The sequence below is a fragment of the Halomonas campaniensis genome (genome assembly GCF_002211105.1).
In the GTDB taxonomy this organism is placed as follows: Bacteria; Pseudomonadota; Gammaproteobacteria; order Pseudomonadales; family Halomonadaceae; genus Vreelandella; species Vreelandella campaniensis_A.
The window spans coordinates 206421-226804 of sequence record NZ_JPUA01000037.1 but is presented as its reverse complement, the minus strand read 5'-3'; the positions used below and the strand labels follow the sequence as shown (position 1 = coordinate 226804).

Below are 20384 nucleotides of genomic sequence, written 5' to 3'. Positions count from 1 at the left end.
ATGGTCGGAGACAGCGTCAATACATCAGGCTGTCATGAATCGCGTCTATTGATTGTTGGTCTGGGATTGATTGGTGGTTCGCTAGCGGCAGCGCTGCGCGTGGCCGGGTTTCAGGGGCAAATCGCTGCCTGTGATCCTGATGAGCAGGAGATCGCACGCGGTATCGAGATGGGGCTAATCGACTCAGGCGGCACCCAGCTAGCTGAGCTAGTCGATGACGCCACCATGGTGGTGCTGGCGGTGCCGGTGCTGGCCATGGAAAGCGTGATGGCAAATTTGGCCGAAGTGCTACCTAACGCGTCGGCTGATGTTGTAATTACCGATGTGGGCAGTACCAAGGCGACTATCCGCGCCTGCGCTCAGCGTGTATTTGGTCAGGTCCCCACTAATATGGTGTTGGGTCACCCCATTGCCGGTTCAGAGAAAAGTGGTGTAGCAGCGGCAAATCCGCGCCTCTATGTGGATCACAAGGTGATTCTGACGCCTGAGCCGAACGTCGATCGTAGTGCTTTGCAGCGCGTGCGCTGCTTATGGGAAGCCTGCGGTGCCGATGTGCTGGAAATGGACGTAGAGCGCCATGACCAAGTGCTGGCGCGCACCAGCCATTTGCCTCACCTGCTGGCCTTTTCACTGGTGGACACGCTGGCTCGTCAGGATGAACGGCTGGATATTTTTCGCTACGCAGCAGGCGGCTTTCGCGATTTCACCCGTATCGCGGGTAGTGACCCGGTGATGTGGCGGGATATTTTTATTGCCAACAAAGAGGCGGTACTGGCATCGCTGGATGATTTTGAAGCGGGGCTCTCTCGCTTGCGTCATGCGGTAGAGGCCGGAGACAGCGATGCGCTGATTGCCACCTTTGATCGGGCGAGCCACGCCCGGCACTATTTCGACTCTTTATTGAACAAAACCAGTTATCAGGCGGAATATCATATGCAACCACAAGGTAAGGTCACCTACCGTGTGCAGCCGGGCGGTCAAGCCCAGGGGCGTTTACGCGTACCGGGCGACAAATCCATGTCGCACCGCTCTATTATGTTGGGTGCGTTGGCGGAAGGCGTCACTGAAGTCAAAGGCTTTCTGGAAGGTGAAGATAGCTTGGCGACTCTGCAGGCGTTTCGTGAAATGGGCGTGGCGATAGAGGGACCGCACCAAGGCAAAGTCACCATTCATGGTGTCGGTATGCACGGCTTAAAAGCCCCCGCTGGCCCGCTTTATGTGGGTAACTCGGGTACTGCCATGCGGCTTTTCTCGGGTCTGCTTGCCGGTCAGGCGTTTGACAGCGAGCTAACCGGCGACGAGTCACTGACCAAACGCCCCATGGGGCGTGTGGCCGACCCGCTGCGCCTGATGGGCGCCACCATTGATACTGCTGAGGGCGGTCGTCCGCCGTTGAAAATTCATGGGGGCGCCAAGCTAAAAGGCATTGATTACGATATGCCGATGGCCAGCGCTCAGGTCAAATCCTGCCTGCTGTTGGCCGGGCTGTACGCCGAAGGCGAAACGCGCGTGCGCGAGCCTGCGCCGACCCGTGATCATACCGAACGTATGCTCAACGGCTTTGGTTATGCGGTTTCCCGTGAGGGCGATACCTGCTGGCTTCAGGGGGGCGGTAAGCTAACGGCGGGGCCGATTGATGTGCCTTCGGATATCTCGTCCGCCACCTTCTTTTTAGTGGCCGCTGCTATTACCCCGGGCTCAGATATCACCCTTGAACACGTGGGTATTAACCCCACCCGGATTGGCGTTATTAATATTCTTACCCTGATGGGGGCGGATTTAGCGCTAGAGAACCAGCGTGAAGTGGGTGGTGAGCCGGTGGCCGATATTCGTATTCGTTACGTACCCCTCAAAGGGATTGATATTCCTGTCGATCAAGTGCCACTCGCCATCGATGAATTTCCTGCCCTCTTTATCGCTGCCGCTAATGCTGAAGGCGTAACGCGGCTGCGAGGTGCTGAAGAGCTGCGCGTCAAAGAGTCGGATCGCCTACAAGCCATGGCCGATGGCTTGGCTGTTTTAGGTGTGCAGCACACCACAGTAGAAGATGGTATCGATATTGTTGGCAATGGCGATGCACAAAAAGCCAGTTACGGCGGTGGGCGTGTCGATAGCCTGGGGGATCACCGCATTGCCATGGCGTTTGCCATTGCTTCACTGCGCGCCAGTGACGACATCATCATTGAAGATTGCGCCAATGTGGCCACCTCGTTCCCTGACTTCGTCGAGTTAGCGACACGCATTGGTATGGGCGTTAGCGTGGAGGGTGCCCATGAGTGATCGCGTTGCCGCTGTTCCCGTTCTCACCATCGATGGCCCTGGCGGGGCGGGTAAAGGCACTATCAGTAGCTTGGTGGCCGAGCGCTTGGGCTGGCACCTGCTGGATAGCGGCGCGCTTTATCGGCTGACGGCGCAAGCGGCGTTGAAGCATAGCGTGGCGGTTGACGATGAGGCTGGGCTTGCACGCCTGGCGGAGCAGTTGGATGTGGCCTTCCCGGTAGAGGAAGGGCAGCCGCGTACCTTGCTTGAAGGTGAAGATGTTGGTCAGCAAATCCGTACGGAGCAGGCCGGTGAGCGAGCTTCGCAGGTGGCAGCGCTACCTGCGGTTCGTCAGGCGCTCTTACAACGCCAGCGCGATTTTTGCCAAGCGCCAGGTTTGGTAGCTGACGGTCGGGATATGGGCACCGTAGTGTTTCCTGACGCCCCGCTGAAGATTTTTTTAACCGCCAGTGCCGATGAACGGGCGCGTCGGCGCTATCTGCAGTTGCAGGAAGCCGGGGTGGATGCTAGTCTTTCGAGTCTTTTAAAGGAGATTCAGGCACGCGATGCACGCGATACGCAGCGCAGTGTGGCTCCTCTCAAGCCGGCAGATGATGCCATTACGCTTGATACCACGCGCCTGAGCATACCGGAAGTGGTTGATCGACTGACCGAACTGCTCGCCCAAAGAGGGCTGGTAAGCGGCGTGTGATTCTCCCTTGCGGCGCTTTTGGATAGGTGTCACGACGTGGCAGGGCACTAAACTCACATCGGTGAGCCCGGTCAGGTCTAACCAGCGTTAACACCCCCAAAGGCTGAGTGACATTAGGCCCGCACTTGCTGGTGGTGCGGAGAAGGCATTTATGCCTCAACAACGTAATTACGTAGGAACACCATGAGCGAAAGCTTTGCTGAGCTGTTTGAACAGTCTCTTAACGACATCAACATGGAGCCAGGCGCAATTGTCGCGGCTCAGGTTGTCGACATTGACGGTGACTGGGTTACTGTCAACGCTGGTCTGAAATCTGAAGGTCAGATCCCTGCGTCACAATTCCGCGATGAGCACGGTAATCTGAACATCGCTATCGGTGACGACGTGCACGTTGCACTTGAAGCCGTAGAAGATGGTTTCGGTGAAACGCGTCTGTCTCGTGAAAAAGCCAAGCGTGCAGAAGCTTGGAAGATTCTTGAAGCAGCCTTCGAGAAAGACGAAATCATTAAGGGCGTTATTAACGGTAAGGTTAAAGGCGGCTTCACTGTCGAAGTTGACTCTATCCGCGCCTTCTTGCCTGGCTCGTTGGTTGATGTTCGTCCAGTTCGTGACACTGCGCACCTGGAAAACAAAGAGCTGGACTTCAAAGTCATCAAGCTCGATCCGAAGCGCAACAACGTTGTAGTATCACGTCGTGCGGTTCTGGAAGCAGAGAACAGTGCCGAGCGCGAAGCGCTGCTGGCGACTCTGCAAGAAGGCCAGCAGATCAAGGGTATCGTTAAGAACCTGACAGACTACGGTGCTTTCGTAGACCTGGGCGGTGTTGACGGCTTGCTGCACATTACAGACATGGCGTGGAAGCGTATCAAGCATCCGTCCGAAATCGTTGCCGTTGGCGACGAGATCAACGTCAAGGTTCTGAAGTTTGACCGTGAGCGTAACCGCGTATCACTGGGTCTCAAGCAGTTGGGCGAAGATCCGTGGGTCAACATTAAAGAGCGTTATCCGGAAGGCATGAAAGTGCATGCGGTCGTCACTAACCTGACTGACTACGGCTGCTTTGCCGAACTGGAAGAGGGTGTTGAAGGTCTGGTTCACGTCTCTGAAATGGACTGGACTAACAAAAACATCCATCCGTCTAAAGTCGTTCAAGTGGGCGATGATGTTGACGTCATGGTGTTGGATATCGACGAAGAGCGTCGTCGTATTTCCCTGGGTATCAAGCAGTGTACTGCTAACCCGTGGGAAACTTTCAATACTGACTACAACAAGGGCGACCGCGTTTCAGGTACCATCAAGTCAATTACTGATTTCGGTATCTTTATCGGCCTTGAAGGCGGTATTGACGGTCTTGTTCACTTGTCTGATATTTCTTGGACCGATACTGGCGAAGAAGCCGTACGCAACTTCAAGAAAGGCGACGAAGCTGAAGCCGTTATCCTCTCTATTGATCCTGAGCGTGAGCGCATCTCGCTGGGTATCAAGCAGATGGATTCTGACCCCGTTGCTGAGTATCTGTCAGTCAACGATAAGGGGAGCATCGTAACCGGTCGCGTCATTGAAGTTGATGCTAAAGAAGCTCAAGTTGAATTGGCGACTGACGTTATTGCGGTGCTGAAAGCTTCTGAAATCAGTGCTGACCGCGTAGAAGATGCGCGCAATGTGCTGAACGAAGGCGATAGCGTAGAAGCTCGTATTGTGAGCGTTGATCGTAAGAGCCGTCAGATTAATCTGTCGGTCAAAGCGAAAGATCAGGACGATACGCGTCAGAACCTGAAGAAGATGCGTGAGCAAGAGCCGGAAACAGCGGGTGGCCCGACCACCATCGGTGACTTGATCAAGCAGCAGATGGGCCAAGACTAACGATCGGTTAGTTATTGGTTAGTGAAAGCGCCGCCCTTAGGGGCGGCGCTTTTGTTTGTAGTGGTAGGGCGCTAGTAGTTGTTCAACAAGCTGGTTCGCATAGTCGTCAGGTACTATTAGATTTAAACTCTTTAGCCGCAATTGAGTTTTAAAAAACGATTAGTAATTGGGTGAAAATCAACTAGACTGTTGTCAGTTACTCTTTTTACAGGAATAATGTCCCTGCATTCTGAACTAGCGGGTGTCAAGGTTGTCAATTTGCACCTAAGTTAGATCCCGTTCAGTTGAACCCCGTTCAGTTGGATACGCTATTAAAGGAACCCCTATGTCTTTACTTAACGAATATATCCAGAAAGAACAGCAGCTAAAGCAGCTTCAAGAAGATCTTCAGCGCTTAGAAGGCGATCAGCGTCTGAAAGGCGAGTTGGAATTTAAGGCTAAACTTGAAGCGCTAATGAATGAGTTCGGCAAGCGTCCCGGTGATGTTATTGCCTTATTAGACCCGACTGCTGACCAGCGAAGCGCTAAAACCACAGCGAGCGGCAATGCCCGTCGTAAGCGCCGCCTTAAAATTTACAAAAATCCTAAAACAGGGGAAGTAATCGAAACTCGTGGTGGCAACCATAAAGGACTACGTAGCTGGAAAGACCAGTACGGCGATGAAACCGTTGAGTCCTGGTTGGAGCGCATGGAAGACTAAGCTATATCATCACCGGCATTTCTGTACAGGAATGCCGGTTTTCTATTGCCACACGCTTTCAGCTATACTCCAGTGCCGTTACCCCCATTACTAACCTATTAATGGGATGCGAAGTTCTAAATGGTTTGCTTTCCATAATACCTGCGGAGGGTGGCCGCTAACGTGCCAAACATCCTGCCTGTTGAGCAGATACATGATGGTATGCGTCAAGGCTCCATAAAGACCAGCTAAACTATCAAAACAGGTGCTCGCGTAGTAATAAGTAGGAATGTCGACCCGCCGATAAAGAACAGGCAGTGCAATGTCTTGTGCATTGTCCGTATCCGATAGGTATAGACCAATGTCGGTACGGTAAGAGTGGAAAGATTCATTATTAAGTGCATTAATTCTGTCGGCGAGTATGTCGGGCAGTGCGATGATGGTCGTAGACCGCCGTAGCCGCGTCTGTAAGCACGCTAGCTGCATAGCGTGATAGCTTTCATCTCCTAGCCCCTTAATATGCTCGGGAGCCTTGTAGAGGCGCATCAGGATCATTTGGCGACCCGTGGCTTTTTCGATACGCGTGTTAAAACCATGAGGTGGCACCGGGCGATGGAAAGTGGTTTTCAGCTTTAGGCGGAAATTGCGCGGGCTGTACTGATAACGACGTTGGAATGCCCGTGAGAAAGACGAGTGGTTTTGGTACCCGCAACGTATTGCAATTTGCGCTATATTGAGAGGAGTAAGCGCAAGCAGCACCGCCGCGCGTTCCAGTCGCCTTATTTCACGATAAGCGCTAGGTGAAATGTGAAAGCTTTGCCGAAATTGGCGCCGGACTTGAGAAGACGAATACCCTATGTGATTAGCAAGGTCTTCGATACCGAGTGACTTATCGAGTGTATCCTGCAGCCAGATCTCAGCTCGTGTCATCGCGTTGAACATTATCTGGCCTCTCATGCGTGAATCGTACAGGTCGTGCTTATCTCGCCTGTAGTGCACTCTCCCAGTGCGTTAGTGTTGGTAACCTAGCTGAAGAAAAAATTCAGCCTACAGATAAGAGTCGTGTCTCTATTCAGGCTACTTGTAGGTAATGTTGATGCGAAGCATCGATTTAATGAGTTGTCGCTGACTGTGCCATGTTTGATAAATGTGCTGGTTACCCTCATATACTTAATGATGATGCCTTTATGCTGGCAACTGGGTGGCAAAGGCAAGTTTGCTCGTTACCTTTACGCGTTTGTGCACAGTTTTTGCCAAAAAAAGCGACATTGGCAGTCATATCGACCATTTCAAGCAAGGTGTAAATGAAACATCGATGAAATATCAAAAGGTTCAAAAGCCGATAGATGAGCGTGAGAAGCTGCGTAAGTTTCGTGAATTAGACGATGCTTTTGCCCAGGCTTTACGCCAATTAGATGATCCAGAAAGCGATTTTGATATACCGACAGGCCCGCCGGTACGCTCGCTTGCGGCACTGGAACAAGAAGATGAAGAAGCTCAGCAGAAAGAACAGCAACATGAGCGGGAGCGTATTTTTAAACAGCGCTTTGAAGCTCTGTTGAGCGAGTATGGCGTGGATCATAACGACCTGGCCGAGCTGATCGAAGTACTGCTTGGCTATGGCGTATGGCAGCAGGATATAGTGCCTGGCAGCTAGCACCAGCAAAACATCGTAGCAGGCTTGGCAAGTGTCCTTATGCTAGCGGTAGCGATAAATCCGCAAACTCGGCAGAAAGACATCCTGCTCTAGTTTCTCATCGCGTCGCCTGGCCCGTGTGCGTGTGGTGGGGGGCTGTGGTGCAGGTAGGTTAATGTGGGGCAGTCGCTGATTATGGTCAGGAACAAAAATGGGCATGGCGGCATTCAGTGCTCGCCGTGTATGCCCATCATCGAGTGGTTCGGTAAAGAACAGGTTTGCCCGCATCAGTGGGGCTTGCGTTTGCACCTGAGCAAGCACTTCCCCGCTGGGGATGCCCGCTAGTTTGCGTAGCTGAATACGAATATGCGGCGCATCGGTATCAAGCTGTAAAAGCTTAAGTTCAGCTTCTTGCACCGACAGGCGTTTAATGGAGCGACCACTGCTGTACCAAGCAAAGCGAACGCGTGAGACAGGCGCTTGTGCGATAGGTAGCTGCCGCCAGCTCTGCTTAAGATGTAAGCGAGCAAGTCCATTGCGACGTAACGCTTCATCAACGTGAGGGTGGCGTTGCGGCAAGCGACTTTTTGCATCGCTAAGTGCCTGTGGAAATGCCTGTTTAATATGTTGCAGTAGGTTGCTGAAATGGGCTTTGGCTTGATTGACAGCATCAATCGCCCTTATCAGTTCATCATTAGCGGCAACGACGGCAATATAGTTGCGCGTCTCACGGCCATCTTGATCCTGCTCATGCCACATGTCGAATAGGGCTCTACGCAGCCAGTCACGAGGCGGTGTCGCTTGATTAAAGACCCATGTAGCCGGTAGCTGCTGCTCGTATAGCGAGACGGCTGCTTCAATGGTTTCCAGTAGATGATCAAACTGCTGCTCCAATTGGAGCAGCACATGATAGGCCGAAGGCGATGAGGGGGGAGCGTTTGTTTCGGCCATGGGTAGTGTAAGGGCTCGCTAGGTCAGTTATAGGGTGCTTCAGGTGAGTGGCGCATCCTTGTCGGCTTGCGCAAGGAGCGTTTCTATATCGGCCTCATCCATGGCGGACTCCCCCGTTATGCGGTGCGACTCATCGGCCCAGGCGCCCAAATCCAGTAGTTGGCAGCGTTTGCTGCAGAAGGGGCGATAAGTACTCTCTGGTAGCCAGGGCACGCGCTTAGCGCATTGCGGGCAGTTAACTTCTAGCGGGGAATCGTTTGCTGGGCGAGCCATAAAAAACTCCAATTGCGATAACAGGCGCGATATCTCAGTAGTTAAGCTGCCGACGGTAGCGTTCGTCAAGCCGTGCCACTTGCTCCATCATGCTGGCGTGGTCACCGCTGTTGTCTATCACGTCGTCTGCTTTTGCTAACCGTTGTTCGCGGGAAAGTTGGGCGGCGAGAATAGCACGCACCTGGCTTTCACTCACCCCATCACGCTGCTGGGTTCTCGATAATTGTAGTGCTTGTGGCACATCGACAACCACCGTGCGGTGAACGAGTGCATGCTGACCCGATTCAAACAGCAAAGGTGACACAAGCAGAACATAAGGCGCCCCCTGGGCTTTGAGCCGCGCTAAGTGCTGCAGTAGTCGCTCCCTTATGCGGGGATGTGTCACCGATTCTAGCCACTGCCGTTGTTCTGGATCTTTAAAAATGATATCGCGCAGAGCGGCCCGGTTAAGCGTGCCATCCTGGTGCATAATCTGATCACCGAAGCGGTGTTGAATGGCTAACAGGGCCGGCTCATCAGGCAAGACGATTTCTCTGGCGACATCATCGGCATCGACCCAGGCGGCGCCGAGTGTTTCAAAGGCGCGAGCAACCGTCGATTTACCCGACCCAATGCCACCCGTTAATCCGATAATCATGTACTGCCTCAATAGCTAAATTGTATATAACCAGGTTTTACATGAACCATTTTTACATGGTTTAGTTTTATATGGTTCAGTTTTACATGAGCAGGTTGAGATACATTGCCATTATTTCATCACCGACTAACAGGGCCACCCAGCCCGCGAGGGCGAGAAACGGGCCAAAGGGAAGCGGTGCGCCACGTAGGCGAGGTGAGCAGGCCTGGGCAGCTAGCCCGACAATGGCGCCAATACCTGCGGAAAGGATCAACATCAGCGGTAAAAAACTCCATCCCAACCAGGCGCCCAGCGCCGCGAGCAGCTTAAAGTCGCCATAGCCCATTCCCTCTTTGCCGGTGACCAGTTTGAATAGCCAATAAAAACTCCACAGGGAAAGATAGCCTACCATGGCGCCGATAACGGCACTCGGCAGCATCAGTGGCTGGAAAAGAAGCTGAAACAGTAACCCTGCCCAAAGTAAGGGTAGGGTAATTACGTCGGGCAGTAGCTGGGTGCGAAAGTCGATGACGGCGAGCACTAACAGTACTAAGCAGGCGCCGTAAATGAAGAGTGATTCTGCCGTAAGCCCATGGAGTGCCAGTACAGCGACGGCCAACAAGCCACCGGCTATTTCTACCAGTGGGTATTGAAGGCTAATAGGCGTATTGCACGCGGCACAGCGCCCGCGCCGTTTTATCCACCCAATTAACGGTAGGTTATCGTGCCATGCGATAGGGGTTTCACAGCGTGGACACATTGAGCCGGGAGTGGCCAGGTTAAAGCGCGGCGAGTGCTCGGCGCTAAGCTCAAGTGCTTCCCGGGCTTCATTACGCCAGCCCCGCATAAGCATCACCGGAAGGCGAGCAATCACCACATTCAAAAAGCTACCCAGACATAGCCCGATCAATAACACAATTAACCACAGGATGATGGGAGGGTGGTGCATGTCGCTCCTTGGGTTTGTTTAGAGGGCAGAGCCCAAGTCGAAGATGGGCAAGTACATAGAGACCACCACGCCGCCGACCAGCACGCCCAGTACCACGATAATAATCGGTTCCATCAGCGAAGTGAGGGCATCGACCTTATTATCGACTTCCTCTTCATAGTAATCAGCCACGCGATTGAGCATGGCATCAAGCGACCCTGCCTCTTCACCGATGCTGACCATTTGAATCGCCAGGGGAGGAAAGCGGTTGGTCATCCGCATGGCGAAGTGTAGCTGTTGCCCGGTGGCGACGTCCTTGCGCGTTTGTACCACTGCGCGTTCGTACACTTTATTGCCTGTGGCACCGGCGGCGGTGTCTAAGCCTTCAACAAGTGGTACACCCGAGGCAAAGGTGGTCGCTAATGTACGCGAAAAACGAGCGATTGCAGATTTATGCATAATATCGCCAAGAATCGGCAAGCGAAGCAGCAGTGCGTGCATACGGTAAGCAACGCTTGGCGAGCGTTGAATGCTTATTTTGAGCAAAAGCAAGGCAGCCATCACTGCGCCGAGCGCGGCTAGCCAATAACGCTGGGCAAGCTCGGATAAGTTCACGGTCAGTTGGGTTAACGCAGGGAGTTCAGCGCCAAAGCTTTGGAACATGCTTTCAAATTCAGGCACCACTTTAATTAACAGCAACATGGTCACTGCAATGCCAATCGTCATAACGGCGGTGGGGTACCAAAGAGCTTTCTTAACCCGCGCTTTCAGCGACTCAACCTTCTCTTTGTAGGTCGCAATTCTATCGAGCATTTGATCCAACGCACCGGACTGCTCGCCAGCACTAACGAGGTTAACAAACAGTCGATCAAAGTGTTTGGGGTGACGGTTCAATGCATCTGAGAAGCTGGCACCTGACGATACATCGCTCATCATATGCTGAACAAGGGCAACCATAGCCGGTTTCTTGAGACTCTCTGCCACTACTTGAAGTGCTTGCAGCAACGGGATGCCAGCACGAATCATGGTGGCCATTTGACGTGCAAAGACCATGACATCGTTGGGATTAATGCGGCCGCTGCCGCCGAGGTTGCCTTTTTTACTAATCCGGCCGATAACGATATGCTGCTTGGTGAGTTCAGCGGCTACTTCGGCTTTACTGCGGCCAATCATCTCACCGCTTAGCGCTCTATCCTGTGGGCCTTTACCACTCCATTTCCAGCGCGCTAGCTTGATGGCGGGCGTTTGGCGTCGACGTGCCGTTTTAGCCATGCCTTACTCCTTGCTCACTCGGTTAACCTCTTCCAGGCTGGTAATGCCCTGCATGACTTTCAGTAACCCACTGCGGTGCAGGCTTGGGTAGCCCTCCTTGCGCCTCTGCTGATCGATATCTAATGCGTTAGCATCGCGCATAATCAGCTGACGCATCGCTTCGGTAATCGGCACTACCTCATAAATGCCAATTCGCCCTTTATAGCCGTGGGTACACTGCTTGCAACCTACCGGCCTGTAGATAGTCGCCTGTTGGATTTCTTCGTTGCTAAAGCCCTCTTTGCGCAGTGCCTCATGGGGAATGTCAATGGGCTCTTTGCAGTGTTGACACAGTTTGCGGGCCAGCCGCTGGGCAATAATCAAACTAACGGCGCTGGCGATGTTAAACGAAGAGACGCCCATATTCGCCAGTCGAGTTAGCGTTTCGGCTGCCGAGTTGGTATGCACCGTAGAGAGCACCAGGTGGCCTGTCTGGGCAGCTTTAACGGCAATTTCGGCGGTTTCAAGGTCACGAATTTCGCCTACCATCACCACATCCGGGTCTTGGCGTAAAAACGCCCTTAGTGCACTGGCAAAATCGAGGCCGATCTTAGGTAATACGTTCACTTGATTGATACCGGCGACTTTGATCTCAACCGGATCTTCAGCGGTACAAATATTGCGTTCCACTTTATTAAGGATATTAATGCCGGTATATAACGAAACAGTTTTACCACTGCCGGTAGGGCCGGTGACCAAAATCATGCCCTGGGGTTGTTTTAACGCATGTTCATAATGGCCCCGTTGGTCGTCGGTAAAACCCAGTTGCTCTATACCCAGTTGTGCTGCGGTCGGATCTAATATCCGCAGCACTAACTTTTCGCCATAGACTGTTGGTAGTGAGTTAACCCGGAAATCGAGAGAGCGGGTGCGTGAAAGCTTTAACTTTATCGAGCCGTCCTGGGGTAAGCGACGTTCCGATATATCCAGTCGGGCCATAATTTTTAGGCGGGCCGCGATGCGATTGCGCATGGCAAAGGGGGGGCGCGCGACTTCTATGAGCATTCCATCAATACGAAAGCGCACCCGGTAGAGGGTTTCGTAAGGCTCAAAATGGATATCAGAGGCGCCCCGGCGAATCGCGTCTAAGAGTATTTTGTTGACGAACTTAACAATGGGCGCGTCTTCACTATTTTGAGAAGATTCTTCCAAAGAAACTTCGTCACCATCGTTGTTCTGCACAACGCTCAGTGAATTCACCGCATCATCTAACTCATCCAACTGATCAAGCATGCCACGCCCGTTTTGAGCAAGGTAGCTATTGAGCGCGACCGTGATTTGATCAACGGGAGCGAGGATACCTTCCACACTCAGGCCGGTCGCAAACTGCAACTCATCCAGTTGCGTCAAAGTGGCGGGGTAGGGAACTGCAACCGTTAGGCGATGGCCATGACGGGCTAGTGGCAGAACGTTAAGGCTCTGCAGCACTTTGATAGGGTAGTCAGAAGCGGGAGGCAGCGCGGACAGACGAACTGCTTCCAGATCTATGACCGGCAGCCCATACTCCCAGCCAGCCGCCAATGTGGCTTTTTTAGGGTCGACCAGGCCACTTTCGATCACATGCTGAAGTAACGATATTTCCAGATCCGACGCTGTGGTTTCCGCCGTGGCGGCCTGGGCATCGGTCAACAAGCCGTGCTTAACCAAACGCTGGGCAATGCCGCGCAGGCCACCACGCGCGGCGGCGTGGCTTAACGTCGACTCAAAAGGGGGCTGGCTCATTCAAAAACCTGTTTTACATCGTTTTAGGCGTATTACTTGTACCATAAACTAGCGTTTACAGGCATTAAATGGCTGGTAATCCTAATCCGCTAAAGTGGTAGCCGCCTGGGCCGATAACGTTAATAGAGCGTGTTGTAAAAACAGATCACGTAAGCTAGCGTAACCTTAATATTTTCTAATTCTTTTTAAGGATTAACTTTCCTTACAATGGCTTGCCCTTCCCCCACAGGAGATGCCTTCATGCAGAATGCTGCACAACCTAATACACAGAACCCCAAGCAAGGCGGTTTTACGCTGATTGAGCTGATGATCGTCGTTGCAATTATTGGTGTATTGGCTTCTCTTGCTGTACCTCAATACCAAAACTACACCGCCCGTGCCCAGGCTAGTGAAGCTTTGACTATTACTGGGGGCTTACGTGCTGATATTGCTGAACAGTATACGCTCCAGGGATCCATGCCAAAAGCTACTGAAATTACTACCGACGACACTAAAGGTCGTTATGTTAGTAGTGTTGCCTACTCTGGTTCGCAATTAGAAGTGACGTTTGGCGATGAGAGTACTCTTGACGGTTCCGTTATGGTTATTGCTCCTAGAAGTGAAGACGCTACAGATGGTTCTAATTCAACGCCCAGCCCCACTAATGGGTGGGTGTGCTCATGGAAAAGTAGCGGCGAAGGTGAAAATGCAGGCCCTAGCGGACAAGACAATTGGTTACCCGCTGGCTGTCGCTAGTAAAGCAAATTAAAAATTAGTAAGGGGGCCTTTTGGCCCCTTTTAATATAAAGGTCGGCACGGAGTAGAAAGATGTCAAAGCCCCAACATGGCTTTACCTTGATAGAGCTTATGATTGTCGTGGCGATTATAGGAGTGCTGGCTTCCATCGCTGTGCCCCAATATCAAAATTACACCGCGCGGGCGCAGGTCTCTGAGGCGCTCAACGTACTAAGCGGTGTTAAGAGCGAGCTGGGTGAGCGTTACGCTCTTGAAGGCAGCTTTGGCTCTGGCAATCTTCTCAACCAGTCTGAGCTAGTTAATCAAACCCAGTATATCGACTCGATTGACTACTATACTACCGACGGTGGGGATGGAGTCGATATTGGTATTCGCATGAAAAACGCAGCGCCAGTCTCTCAAGCGATTCGGAATAACCGTTTTCGTATAGAAGTGAGGGCGGGTGAAGGCTCAATCACTTGGCGTTGTATGCCAGCGCAGCAGCAACCGATGGATGCAAAATACTTACCCGGTAGCTGTCGTTCGTAAACTCCCTCTTCCTTCCTCAATCTCTACGCATTTGTTCTCTACACTGTAAGCTCTAACCTTAAGCGAGGAGCTTACAGTGAACCCCATAAAACTGATTGCTATAAGCGCGCTTGGCGCATTGCTGCTCAATAGCGCAGCCTTTGCCCAACCTGCCCATGCTCCGGCCCACGGCGCCCGTGATAAGGGCCAGCCCCAGCAGCATGAATCTAACCGACATGGTCACTCCCGGGATGAGCGGGTTGATTTACCGCGCATCAACGAACGCGAACTACGCCAGTTACTGAGCCGACATGATGCACCGCGAGCCGAAGCGTTACCGCCAGGTATCCAACGCAATTTTGAGCGTGGCAAACCCTTGCCTCCAGGTATCGCCAAGCGTTTTGATGGCCAGCTAGCGTCTCAGTTGCCGAACTACCCAGGCTATGAGTGGGAGCGTGTTGGCGCTGATGTGGTGTTAATCGAAGCAGCCACGCGCATCGTTGTGGATGTTTTGGTAGACGTATTGCGCTAACCACTACCGCTGGAAGTCGGTTTGACTCGAAAATTACATCTCGGCGGCTTATGGTAGAGACTCATAGCAGCATCGCGTTCTAAAGGGAGATTCAATGAGCGACCACACACTAGCCGCGCGTCTTGAAATTACTATCGCTATTGCTGAAGAAGCGGGGCAGATGATAATCAAGGCGCGGGAGCAGCAGGACTTTGCCCAGCGTTTAAAAAAGGATAACGAACTGGTCACCGATGTGGATGTGGCCGTGGACAAGCTGATTAGTCAGCGCCTGGAGGAGCACTTCCCCGGAGAAGCGCGGCTGAGTGAAGAACTTGCCCCCGAGAGCGCTTTGCATGAAACGGCGCCAAAACTGTGGGTGGTGGATCCCATCGATGGCACGGTTAATTTCGCTCAAGGGCTTCGCCATGTAGCGGTCTCCATTGGCTGGATGGAAGCGGGCGTCGCCAAAGTGGGCGTTGTGCATGCGCCGTTTTTGGGTGAGACCTTTAGCGCTGCCGAAGGTGCTGGTGCTTTTTGCAACGGCAAACCCATACAGCCTAGTAGTGCTGATTCACTGGCTCACACCTTGGTGGGGACAGGTTTCCCCTATCGTAAAGAGGAGCGTAAGCAGCTTTTGAAGCGGTTGGAAGCCGTGTTATCTGAGTGCCAGGACGTACGTCGTAATGGCGCAGCAGCGCTCGATTTATGCGATGTAGCCTGCGGTCGCCTGGATGCATACTACGAAAGTGTTTCGCCCTGGGATTTTGTTGCAGGCTGGGTTATTGCTCGGGAAGCCGGCGCGCGTGTAGGGCACTTATACCCTGTACCCCCAGCGGTACCAGAAGACATTTATCCAGACCATTTAATCGTAACGGCCCCCGGTGTATATGACGCCATGGCCTATCTGTTGCTTGAGGCTGATCAACGCAAGCCATAAAGGCTGATGAGATTTATAGCGGTGTGTGACAAATACTTGAAAAGAAAGCGCTATAAGGGCTTTTCATTTATCCAAGAAACCGCTAGTATACGCACCGTCTTGAGGCAAAGATGTAGCGGCCAATAAAGACAGCGGAGCGTGGCGCAGCTTGGTAGCGCGTTGCAATGGGGTTGCAAAGGTCGCAGGTTCGAATCCTGTCGCTCCGACCAAAAATTATTAAAAACCGCCGATTTGGGTAAAACCAATCGGCGGTTTTTTTTTGCTTGTCCAAGTTTTCGAATTATTAATTTAAAGCTATTAGCAGTTCCGAGCTTGGCACGTTTGCTGCTATTTTAGTACCTATATAGATTTACTCGCTGAAGCCATGTGCGCGCTGGCGGAGATATATAAACGATGTCGTATGAAATCATGCTAAAGCGTATATATGCGCCGATAGAGGATCACGACGGCACTCGGGTGTTGGTTGATCGGTTATGTCCTAGCGGGTTGTCTCCCAGTTTACTGGCGCTGAATGAGTGGTACCCGGAAATAGCGCCTGCGTCTCAATTATGGCGTCAGTATCGACAGCAAAAAATCAGTAAATCACTCTTTCTTGAGCGCTACAGGCGTGAGCTGAAGGCATGCCACGATAAGCTACTGCCTTTAATGAGATTCGCACGAGCGGGGCGAGTTACCCTACTAACCGCCGCTCGTGAAATTGAAGATTCCCACCTTCCAGTAATCAAAGAGCTGGCGCTATCAGCGCTGGAAGAGGAAGACGCGAGTGACCGAGAATTGTGCTCTTCACCCTGTCTGGCGCACATATTGCCCATTTCGCATCATTAAGCTGAATTGGCTTAATAAGCCCAGATAACAGCAAATAGAATCCCCCACCCTAAAGCACTGGCTGCCATAATCGTGTAAGTGGCCGAGATAGTCGCCACATCAAAGTCTCGATGCGTACACGTACACAGTGCTTGTAAGCCGTGATAAATCAAGCTGCAAGAGATGCCCAGCGCAGTGAGTATCACCACTACGTTGAACAAAAGGTTGGGTGCCAAAAGTGCCAACGATGAAATGAATAATGGTAGTGGTACAAGCACAGCGAGTAAATAGGCATCTTGATAGCTGATAGATAGTTCATCCGTTCCATTGACTACAGCGTAGATTACCCAGCCGATAACGAAAAAACTCAATATCTCTGCTAGGAAAATAATTGTCGTGAGAAAACGCCACTCTCGGTCAGCAAAACCCGCCATAAATGCATCGCCGTAATGGGTGCCTGCATAATAGAGCATTACCGGCGGCAAGAGAGACATGGGTAACACCACCAGCCACGCTAGTAAAGGAATGGAGGGGGAGGAAGCCTGTAGCTCTTTCCAGCTTTCACGATGGTTGAAGGGTAATTTAAGCAAAGTGAGTGCTCTCATTTCAGCCTCCTCCTAGAGGGATAAGCTCAATGGCATATTATATCATGGTGTGATATTGTTTTTTAAAGGCGCTATTAATTTAATGGGCCAATACGTGATAGTTGAATATGTGGCTAAGAGAAATGAAAAATGAATAACCCCCAAACACTTGATAAAAGCGACTTTGAAAGGTTGTCGCAATTTCGTTACCGGTTGCGTTGCTTTCTTCGCCATAGTGAAGATATCTGTCGCCGCTATGGGCTGACGCCCTTGCAGTATCAACTATTGCTACATCTTCGTGGTTTCCATGGAAGAGACTGGGCGACGGTGGGGGAGCTAGCGGAACGGCTTCAATCAAAACATCATGGGGTGGTGGCGCTAGTTGATCGCTGTGAGCAGCTATCATTGGTTGTGCGGCGGCAAGGGCGTGAGGATCGCCGCCAAATAGAAGTGCATTTATTGGAAGAGGGCGTGAATCGGGTAACGCAAATCGCTGAAGCTCATCAACCTGAGTTGCGTCATTTGCAGGAGGAGACGCCATTTCCTGGTTGGAATAAGTCCACTTAATGCAGAGCTTAAGAAGTTGAATATAGCCAATATACATCACGACTCCTAATTAAGTGCGCTCTGAAGGTCACTATTTTGGCTTTTAAAGGCACTGTCTGGATCTTGGACAGTGCCTAGAATTTCCGAGAACTCTAACGATTAGCGCTTAGCACTCTGCAGTGCCTGCTCTTCGATATCTCTATCGACTGAAGAAACATAGTACTCGTCGTCAAAAGCGCCTTCTGGCTCCTTGAGCCATACCAAACAGATCAACCAGCTAATGAAAGCGCCAGTGGCGATGATGTAGAAGAACTGCGACGGTGTGACAAACGTAAAGATGGTTAGATAGACCACCGCGCCCACATTACCGTAGGCGCCAGCCATGCCGGATATCTGGCCGGTGATACGGCGCTTGATGGAGGGAATGATACCAAAGGTTGCCCCCTCAGCCCCTTGTACGAAAATCGAGGTGCCGATGGTCACCGCAATGGCCAGAATGAGTGGCCAACTCGAATTGAGCATGGCCATCAGCAAGAACCCAACGCTAATGCCAAACATGTAGCACAGCATCACAAAACGCCGGTTACCCATGCGGTCGGAAACCATGCCGCCCATGGGGCGCGCCACCAGATTGACGAACGCGAACGATGCAGCGATCAGGCCGGCTGTAGCCGCATTCAGGCCCCAGGTCTCCTCAAAGAACATGGGCAGCATCGATACCACAGCCAGTTCCGCACCGAAGTTGGCAAAGTAAGTGCTGTTAAGCGCGGCCACGCTGTTAAATGAGTATTTATCATCCTCGGGTACTCCCTTGCGCAGGATTGGCAGGTTGACCCGCAGAATCTGTACGATCTGATAAATAACGATCGCTACGATGACCAGGTAAGCGACGACAGCACCGGTGACGGATAAATAGCCCATATACTGAATACGCCAAACCAGGATAGCGAGTACGCCGACTAGTGGAACCGTCCAGATGATCAGCTTGATCATATCGCCCCAGGAGCTCACTTCCATGGCAGCGGATTTGCGTGGCTTGCGGTGAGCCTGGGCATCCGGACCATCGGTAATCGCGAACCAGTAGTAAACACCGTAAGCGGCCATAACAATAGCACTTTGCGCGATTGCCCAGCGCCAGCCATCGGGGCCGCCATACATGCTCAGGGCGATAGTTGGCAGCGACATGGCCGCCACGGCGGAGCCGAAGTTACCCCAGCCAGCGTAGAAGCCTTCAGCGAAGCCGATGTCTTTCGGCTTGAACCACAGCGCCGTCATGTGGATACCCACCACGAAGCTGGCACCAATCGAACTCAGTACCAGGCGCGCCACCAGCAGCTGCGTCATGCTGTTACCGAATGCAAACGCCAACGCCGGTAGCGCCATAGTGACCATGAGCACCGAGAACACCCGTCGCGGGCCGAACCGATCCAGCGCCATGCCAACGATGATGCGGGCGGGAATGGTCAAGGCGACGTTGCAGATGGCGAACAGCTTGAGATCATCCGTGGTCAGCCAGTCGACGCTCTTGAGCATGCTCGACGCGAGCGGCGCCATGTTGAACCACACGTAAAAGGTAATAAAGAAGGCAATCCAGGTCAGGTGCAAGGCCCGTATCTCGGGGCTGCGAAACTTGAATACAGCGGAAACTTTCATGGTCGTATCGTCCTGTGTCCCAAAGGTGGTCTTTACCAAAGGAGGGGGAGGGGCTGCTCAAGGGCTGGGTAGGATCAACAAGGGACACTCGGCGCGCCGGGCCAGGAATGAGCTGACGCTGCCGAAAGTCATGTAATCGAGTTCATCGACGAAATAAGTCAACGACTTGGCGATGATGCCGCCGTCCGGTTGATGGCTATGGCGGGCAATCACCAGTAGGTCTGGCGAGAGTTTGCGAGTGGCCTGCAGCAGCATCTTGCGCGCATCCCCTTCGGCGAGAAGCTGCTCGGCTTGGAAGCCCTCGCCGATGGCGAATGCCACACCCTCTTGAAGGTGCCGTTTAACCTCATCGTGCTCCTGCTGGAAAAGCGCCTCGTTGTTATCGGTAGCGTCGAGTGGGTTCTCCACCACGCCGACCAGTACCAGCAATGGTTGGTTACAGCGGAACATAGTGACGACCTGAGCGAGAGCCAGTTTGGCGTTTCGCGAACCGTCATAGGCGATCATGATTTTCATGGTGTCCTCCCGCAGTGGGGTAGGGGGTGAAGACCCGGAGTTTGGCTCCGGGCGTAAAGAAGCAAGCCCTATTTAGGGGTTCTTAACGTAGGCACCTTTGCGTAGGTAGAACCACCAGTTGATGACCAGACAGATGGCGTAGAAGACCGCAAAGCCGTACATGGCAAGTTCCGGTGTGCCGGCCTGGATTTGCTCGCCCATTACCCGTGGGGCGATGAAGGCGCCATAGGCAGCGACGGCTGAGGTCCAGCCAAGTACCGGGCCTTTCTGCTGCTGGTCGAAAATAACCCCGATGCTGCGGAAGGTAGAGCCGTTGCCGATACCACTGGCGGCGAATAACACGATGAATAGCAGCAGGAATAGCCAGAAGAATTGATTAGGATCGGTGGCGTTATAGGCCTGCATCATCACGTAGCCGGTGGCGATAGAGGCGACCACCATGACCGCAGAGATTATTTGGGTAACGATGGAGCCACCCACTTTGTCGGAGATCCATCCGCCCAGCGGACGGATCAGGGCGCCCACGAAGGGGCCTATCCAGGCCCAGGTTAAAGCGCTAGGCGCCTCTGGGTTGGCCACGCGAATCAGCGTACCGTCTGCTGTGGCTTCCATCATGTTGCCGAAGATGACGTTGATGGAGA

General features: G+C 52.6%; 22 protein-coding genes and 1 tRNA gene. 11 read left to right on the top strand and 12 right to left on the bottom strand.

Annotated features, from left to right (window positions below; translation table 11 throughout):
- The 4 genes from JI62_RS18430 (at window position 1) to JI62_RS18415 (ending at window position 5534) form a co-directional block, all read left to right on the top strand.
- Window positions 1-2280, top strand: a complete 2280-nt coding sequence (locus tag JI62_RS18430; protein WP_088701567.1) for a bifunctional prephenate dehydrogenase/3-phosphoshikimate 1-carboxyvinyltransferase — start codon at window positions 1-3, stop codon at window positions 2278-2280.
- The gene (gene cmk / locus JI62_RS18425; protein ID WP_088701566.1) at window positions 2273-2971 is read left to right on the top strand and encodes a (d)CMP kinase; all 699 of its coding nucleotides are present in this window, start codon (window positions 2273-2275) and stop codon (window positions 2969-2971) included. The genes JI62_RS18430 and cmk overlap by 8 nt, the downstream gene beginning before the upstream one ends.
- Before the next feature lie 183 nt (window positions 2972-3154).
- The gene (gene rpsA, locus JI62_RS18420; protein WP_088701565.1) at window positions 3155-4834 is read left to right on the top strand and encodes a 30S ribosomal protein S1; all 1680 of its coding nucleotides are present in this window, start codon (window positions 3155-3157) and stop codon (window positions 4832-4834) included.
- A 325-nt stretch (window positions 4835-5159) separates the two neighbouring features.
- On the top strand, window positions 5160-5534 hold the full coding sequence (locus tag JI62_RS18415; RefSeq protein WP_088701564.1) for a histone-like nucleoid-structuring protein, MvaT/MvaU family: 375 nt from the start codon (window positions 5160-5162) through the stop codon (window positions 5532-5534).
- Between the two features lie 90 nt (window positions 5535-5624).
- On the opposite strand, the gene JI62_RS18410 is transcribed toward JI62_RS18415, so the two are convergent.
- Window positions 5625-6455 (bottom strand): helix-turn-helix transcriptional regulator, encoded by an 831-nt coding sequence (locus tag JI62_RS18410; RefSeq protein ID WP_170938592.1) that lies wholly within the window; start codon window positions 6453-6455, stop codon window positions 5625-5627.
- Window positions 6456-6828: 373 nt separating this feature from the next.
- Here JI62_RS18410 and JI62_RS18405 point away from each other — a divergent pair, with 373 nt between their 5' ends.
- Entirely contained in the window at window positions 6829-7170 is a 342-nt protein-coding gene (locus tag JI62_RS18405; protein WP_088701562.1) for a hypothetical protein, read from the top strand.
- A gap of 42 nt (window positions 7171-7212) precedes the next feature.
- Here JI62_RS18405 and JI62_RS18400 read toward each other — a convergent pair whose 3' ends face one another.
- The 6 genes from JI62_RS18400 to pilB all read right to left on the bottom strand — a co-directional run bounded on the left by JI62_RS18400 (window position 7213) and on the right by pilB (window position 12950).
- Window positions 7213-8100, bottom strand: coding sequence for a DNA replication terminus site-binding protein (locus JI62_RS18400; protein ID WP_088701561.1), 888 nt, complete (start codon window positions 8098-8100; stop codon window positions 7213-7215).
- Between the two features lie 39 nt (window positions 8101-8139).
- Window positions 8140-8373 carry a DNA gyrase inhibitor YacG gene (yacG, locus tag JI62_RS18395; protein WP_088701560.1) on the bottom strand — a complete coding sequence of 78 codons (234 nt, stop codon included), beginning with the start codon at window positions 8371-8373 and terminating at the stop codon, window positions 8140-8142.
- Window positions 8374-8407: 34 nt separating this feature from the next.
- The gene (gene coaE, locus JI62_RS18390; RefSeq protein WP_088701559.1) at window positions 8408-9010 is read right to left on the bottom strand and encodes a dephospho-CoA kinase; all 603 of its coding nucleotides are present in this window, start codon (window positions 9008-9010) and stop codon (window positions 8408-8410) included.
- Between the two features lie 82 nt (window positions 9011-9092).
- Entirely contained in the window at window positions 9093-9938 is an 846-nt protein-coding gene (locus JI62_RS18385) for a prepilin peptidase (RefSeq protein WP_088701558.1), read from the bottom strand.
- 18 nt (window positions 9939-9956) lie between these two features.
- Window positions 9957-11189 carry a type II secretion system F family protein gene (locus tag JI62_RS18380; protein WP_088701557.1) on the bottom strand — a complete coding sequence of 411 codons (1233 nt, stop codon included), beginning with the start codon at window positions 11187-11189 and terminating at the stop codon, window positions 9957-9959.
- A gap of 3 nt (window positions 11190-11192) precedes the next feature.
- Window positions 11193-12950: a type IV-A pilus assembly ATPase PilB gene (gene pilB / locus JI62_RS18375; RefSeq protein WP_088701556.1), complete on the bottom strand. Its 1758-nt coding sequence runs from the start codon at window positions 12948-12950 to the stop codon at window positions 11193-11195.
- A 240-nt stretch (window positions 12951-13190) separates the two neighbouring features.
- Between pilB and JI62_RS18370 the strand changes: the two genes are divergently transcribed.
- The 6 genes from JI62_RS18370 to JI62_RS18345 all read left to right on the top strand — a co-directional run bounded on the left by JI62_RS18370 (window position 13191) and on the right by JI62_RS18345 (window position 16465).
- A complete protein-coding gene (locus JI62_RS18370) occupies window positions 13191-13685 on the top strand; it encodes a pilin (RefSeq protein ID WP_088701555.1) in 495 nt (164 codons plus the stop codon).
- Window positions 13686-13757: 72 nt separating this feature from the next.
- Complete coding sequence (locus JI62_RS18365; protein WP_088701554.1) at window positions 13758-14213, top strand: pilin; 456 nt, start codon at window positions 13758-13760, stop codon at window positions 14211-14213.
- A 76-nt stretch (window positions 14214-14289) separates the two neighbouring features.
- On the top strand, window positions 14290-14724 hold the full coding sequence (locus tag JI62_RS18360) for an anti-virulence regulator CigR family protein (RefSeq protein WP_088701553.1): 435 nt from the start codon (window positions 14290-14292) through the stop codon (window positions 14722-14724).
- Window positions 14725-14818: 94 nt separating this feature from the next.
- Window positions 14819-15640, top strand: a complete 822-nt coding sequence (locus tag JI62_RS18355; RefSeq protein WP_088701552.1) for an inositol monophosphatase family protein — start codon at window positions 14819-14821, stop codon at window positions 15638-15640.
- 132 nt (window positions 15641-15772) lie between these two features.
- Window positions 15773-15849: transfer RNA gene (locus tag JI62_RS18350), tRNA-Pro, on the top strand.
- Window positions 15850-16048: 199 nt separating this feature from the next.
- A complete protein-coding gene (locus JI62_RS18345) occupies window positions 16049-16465 on the top strand; it encodes a DUF488 domain-containing protein (protein ID WP_240513294.1) in 417 nt (138 codons plus the stop codon).
- An 11-nt stretch (window positions 16466-16476) separates the two neighbouring features.
- Here JI62_RS18345 and JI62_RS18340 read toward each other — a convergent pair whose 3' ends face one another.
- The 5 genes from JI62_RS18340 to JI62_RS22985 form a co-directional block, all read right to left on the bottom strand.
- Window positions 16477-17049 (bottom strand): YIP1 family protein, encoded by a 573-nt coding sequence (locus tag JI62_RS18340; RefSeq protein WP_088701550.1) that lies wholly within the window; start codon window positions 17047-17049, stop codon window positions 16477-16479.
- A 79-nt stretch (window positions 17050-17128) separates the two neighbouring features.
- A complete protein-coding gene (locus JI62_RS23255) occupies window positions 17129-17632 on the bottom strand; it encodes a hypothetical protein (protein WP_430750726.1) in 504 nt (167 codons plus the stop codon).
- A gap of 101 nt (window positions 17633-17733) precedes the next feature.
- Window positions 17734-19227: an MFS transporter gene (locus tag JI62_RS18330; RefSeq protein WP_088701548.1), complete on the bottom strand. Its 1494-nt coding sequence runs from the start codon at window positions 19225-19227 to the stop codon at window positions 17734-17736.
- 57 nt (window positions 19228-19284) lie between these two features.
- Entirely contained in the window at window positions 19285-19743 is a 459-nt protein-coding gene (locus JI62_RS18325; protein ID WP_088701547.1) for a universal stress protein, read from the bottom strand.
- A gap of 72 nt (window positions 19744-19815) precedes the next feature.
- On the bottom strand, window positions 19816-20384 hold a 569-nt coding region (locus JI62_RS22985; RefSeq protein ID WP_346425909.1), incomplete at its 5' end, for an MFS transporter.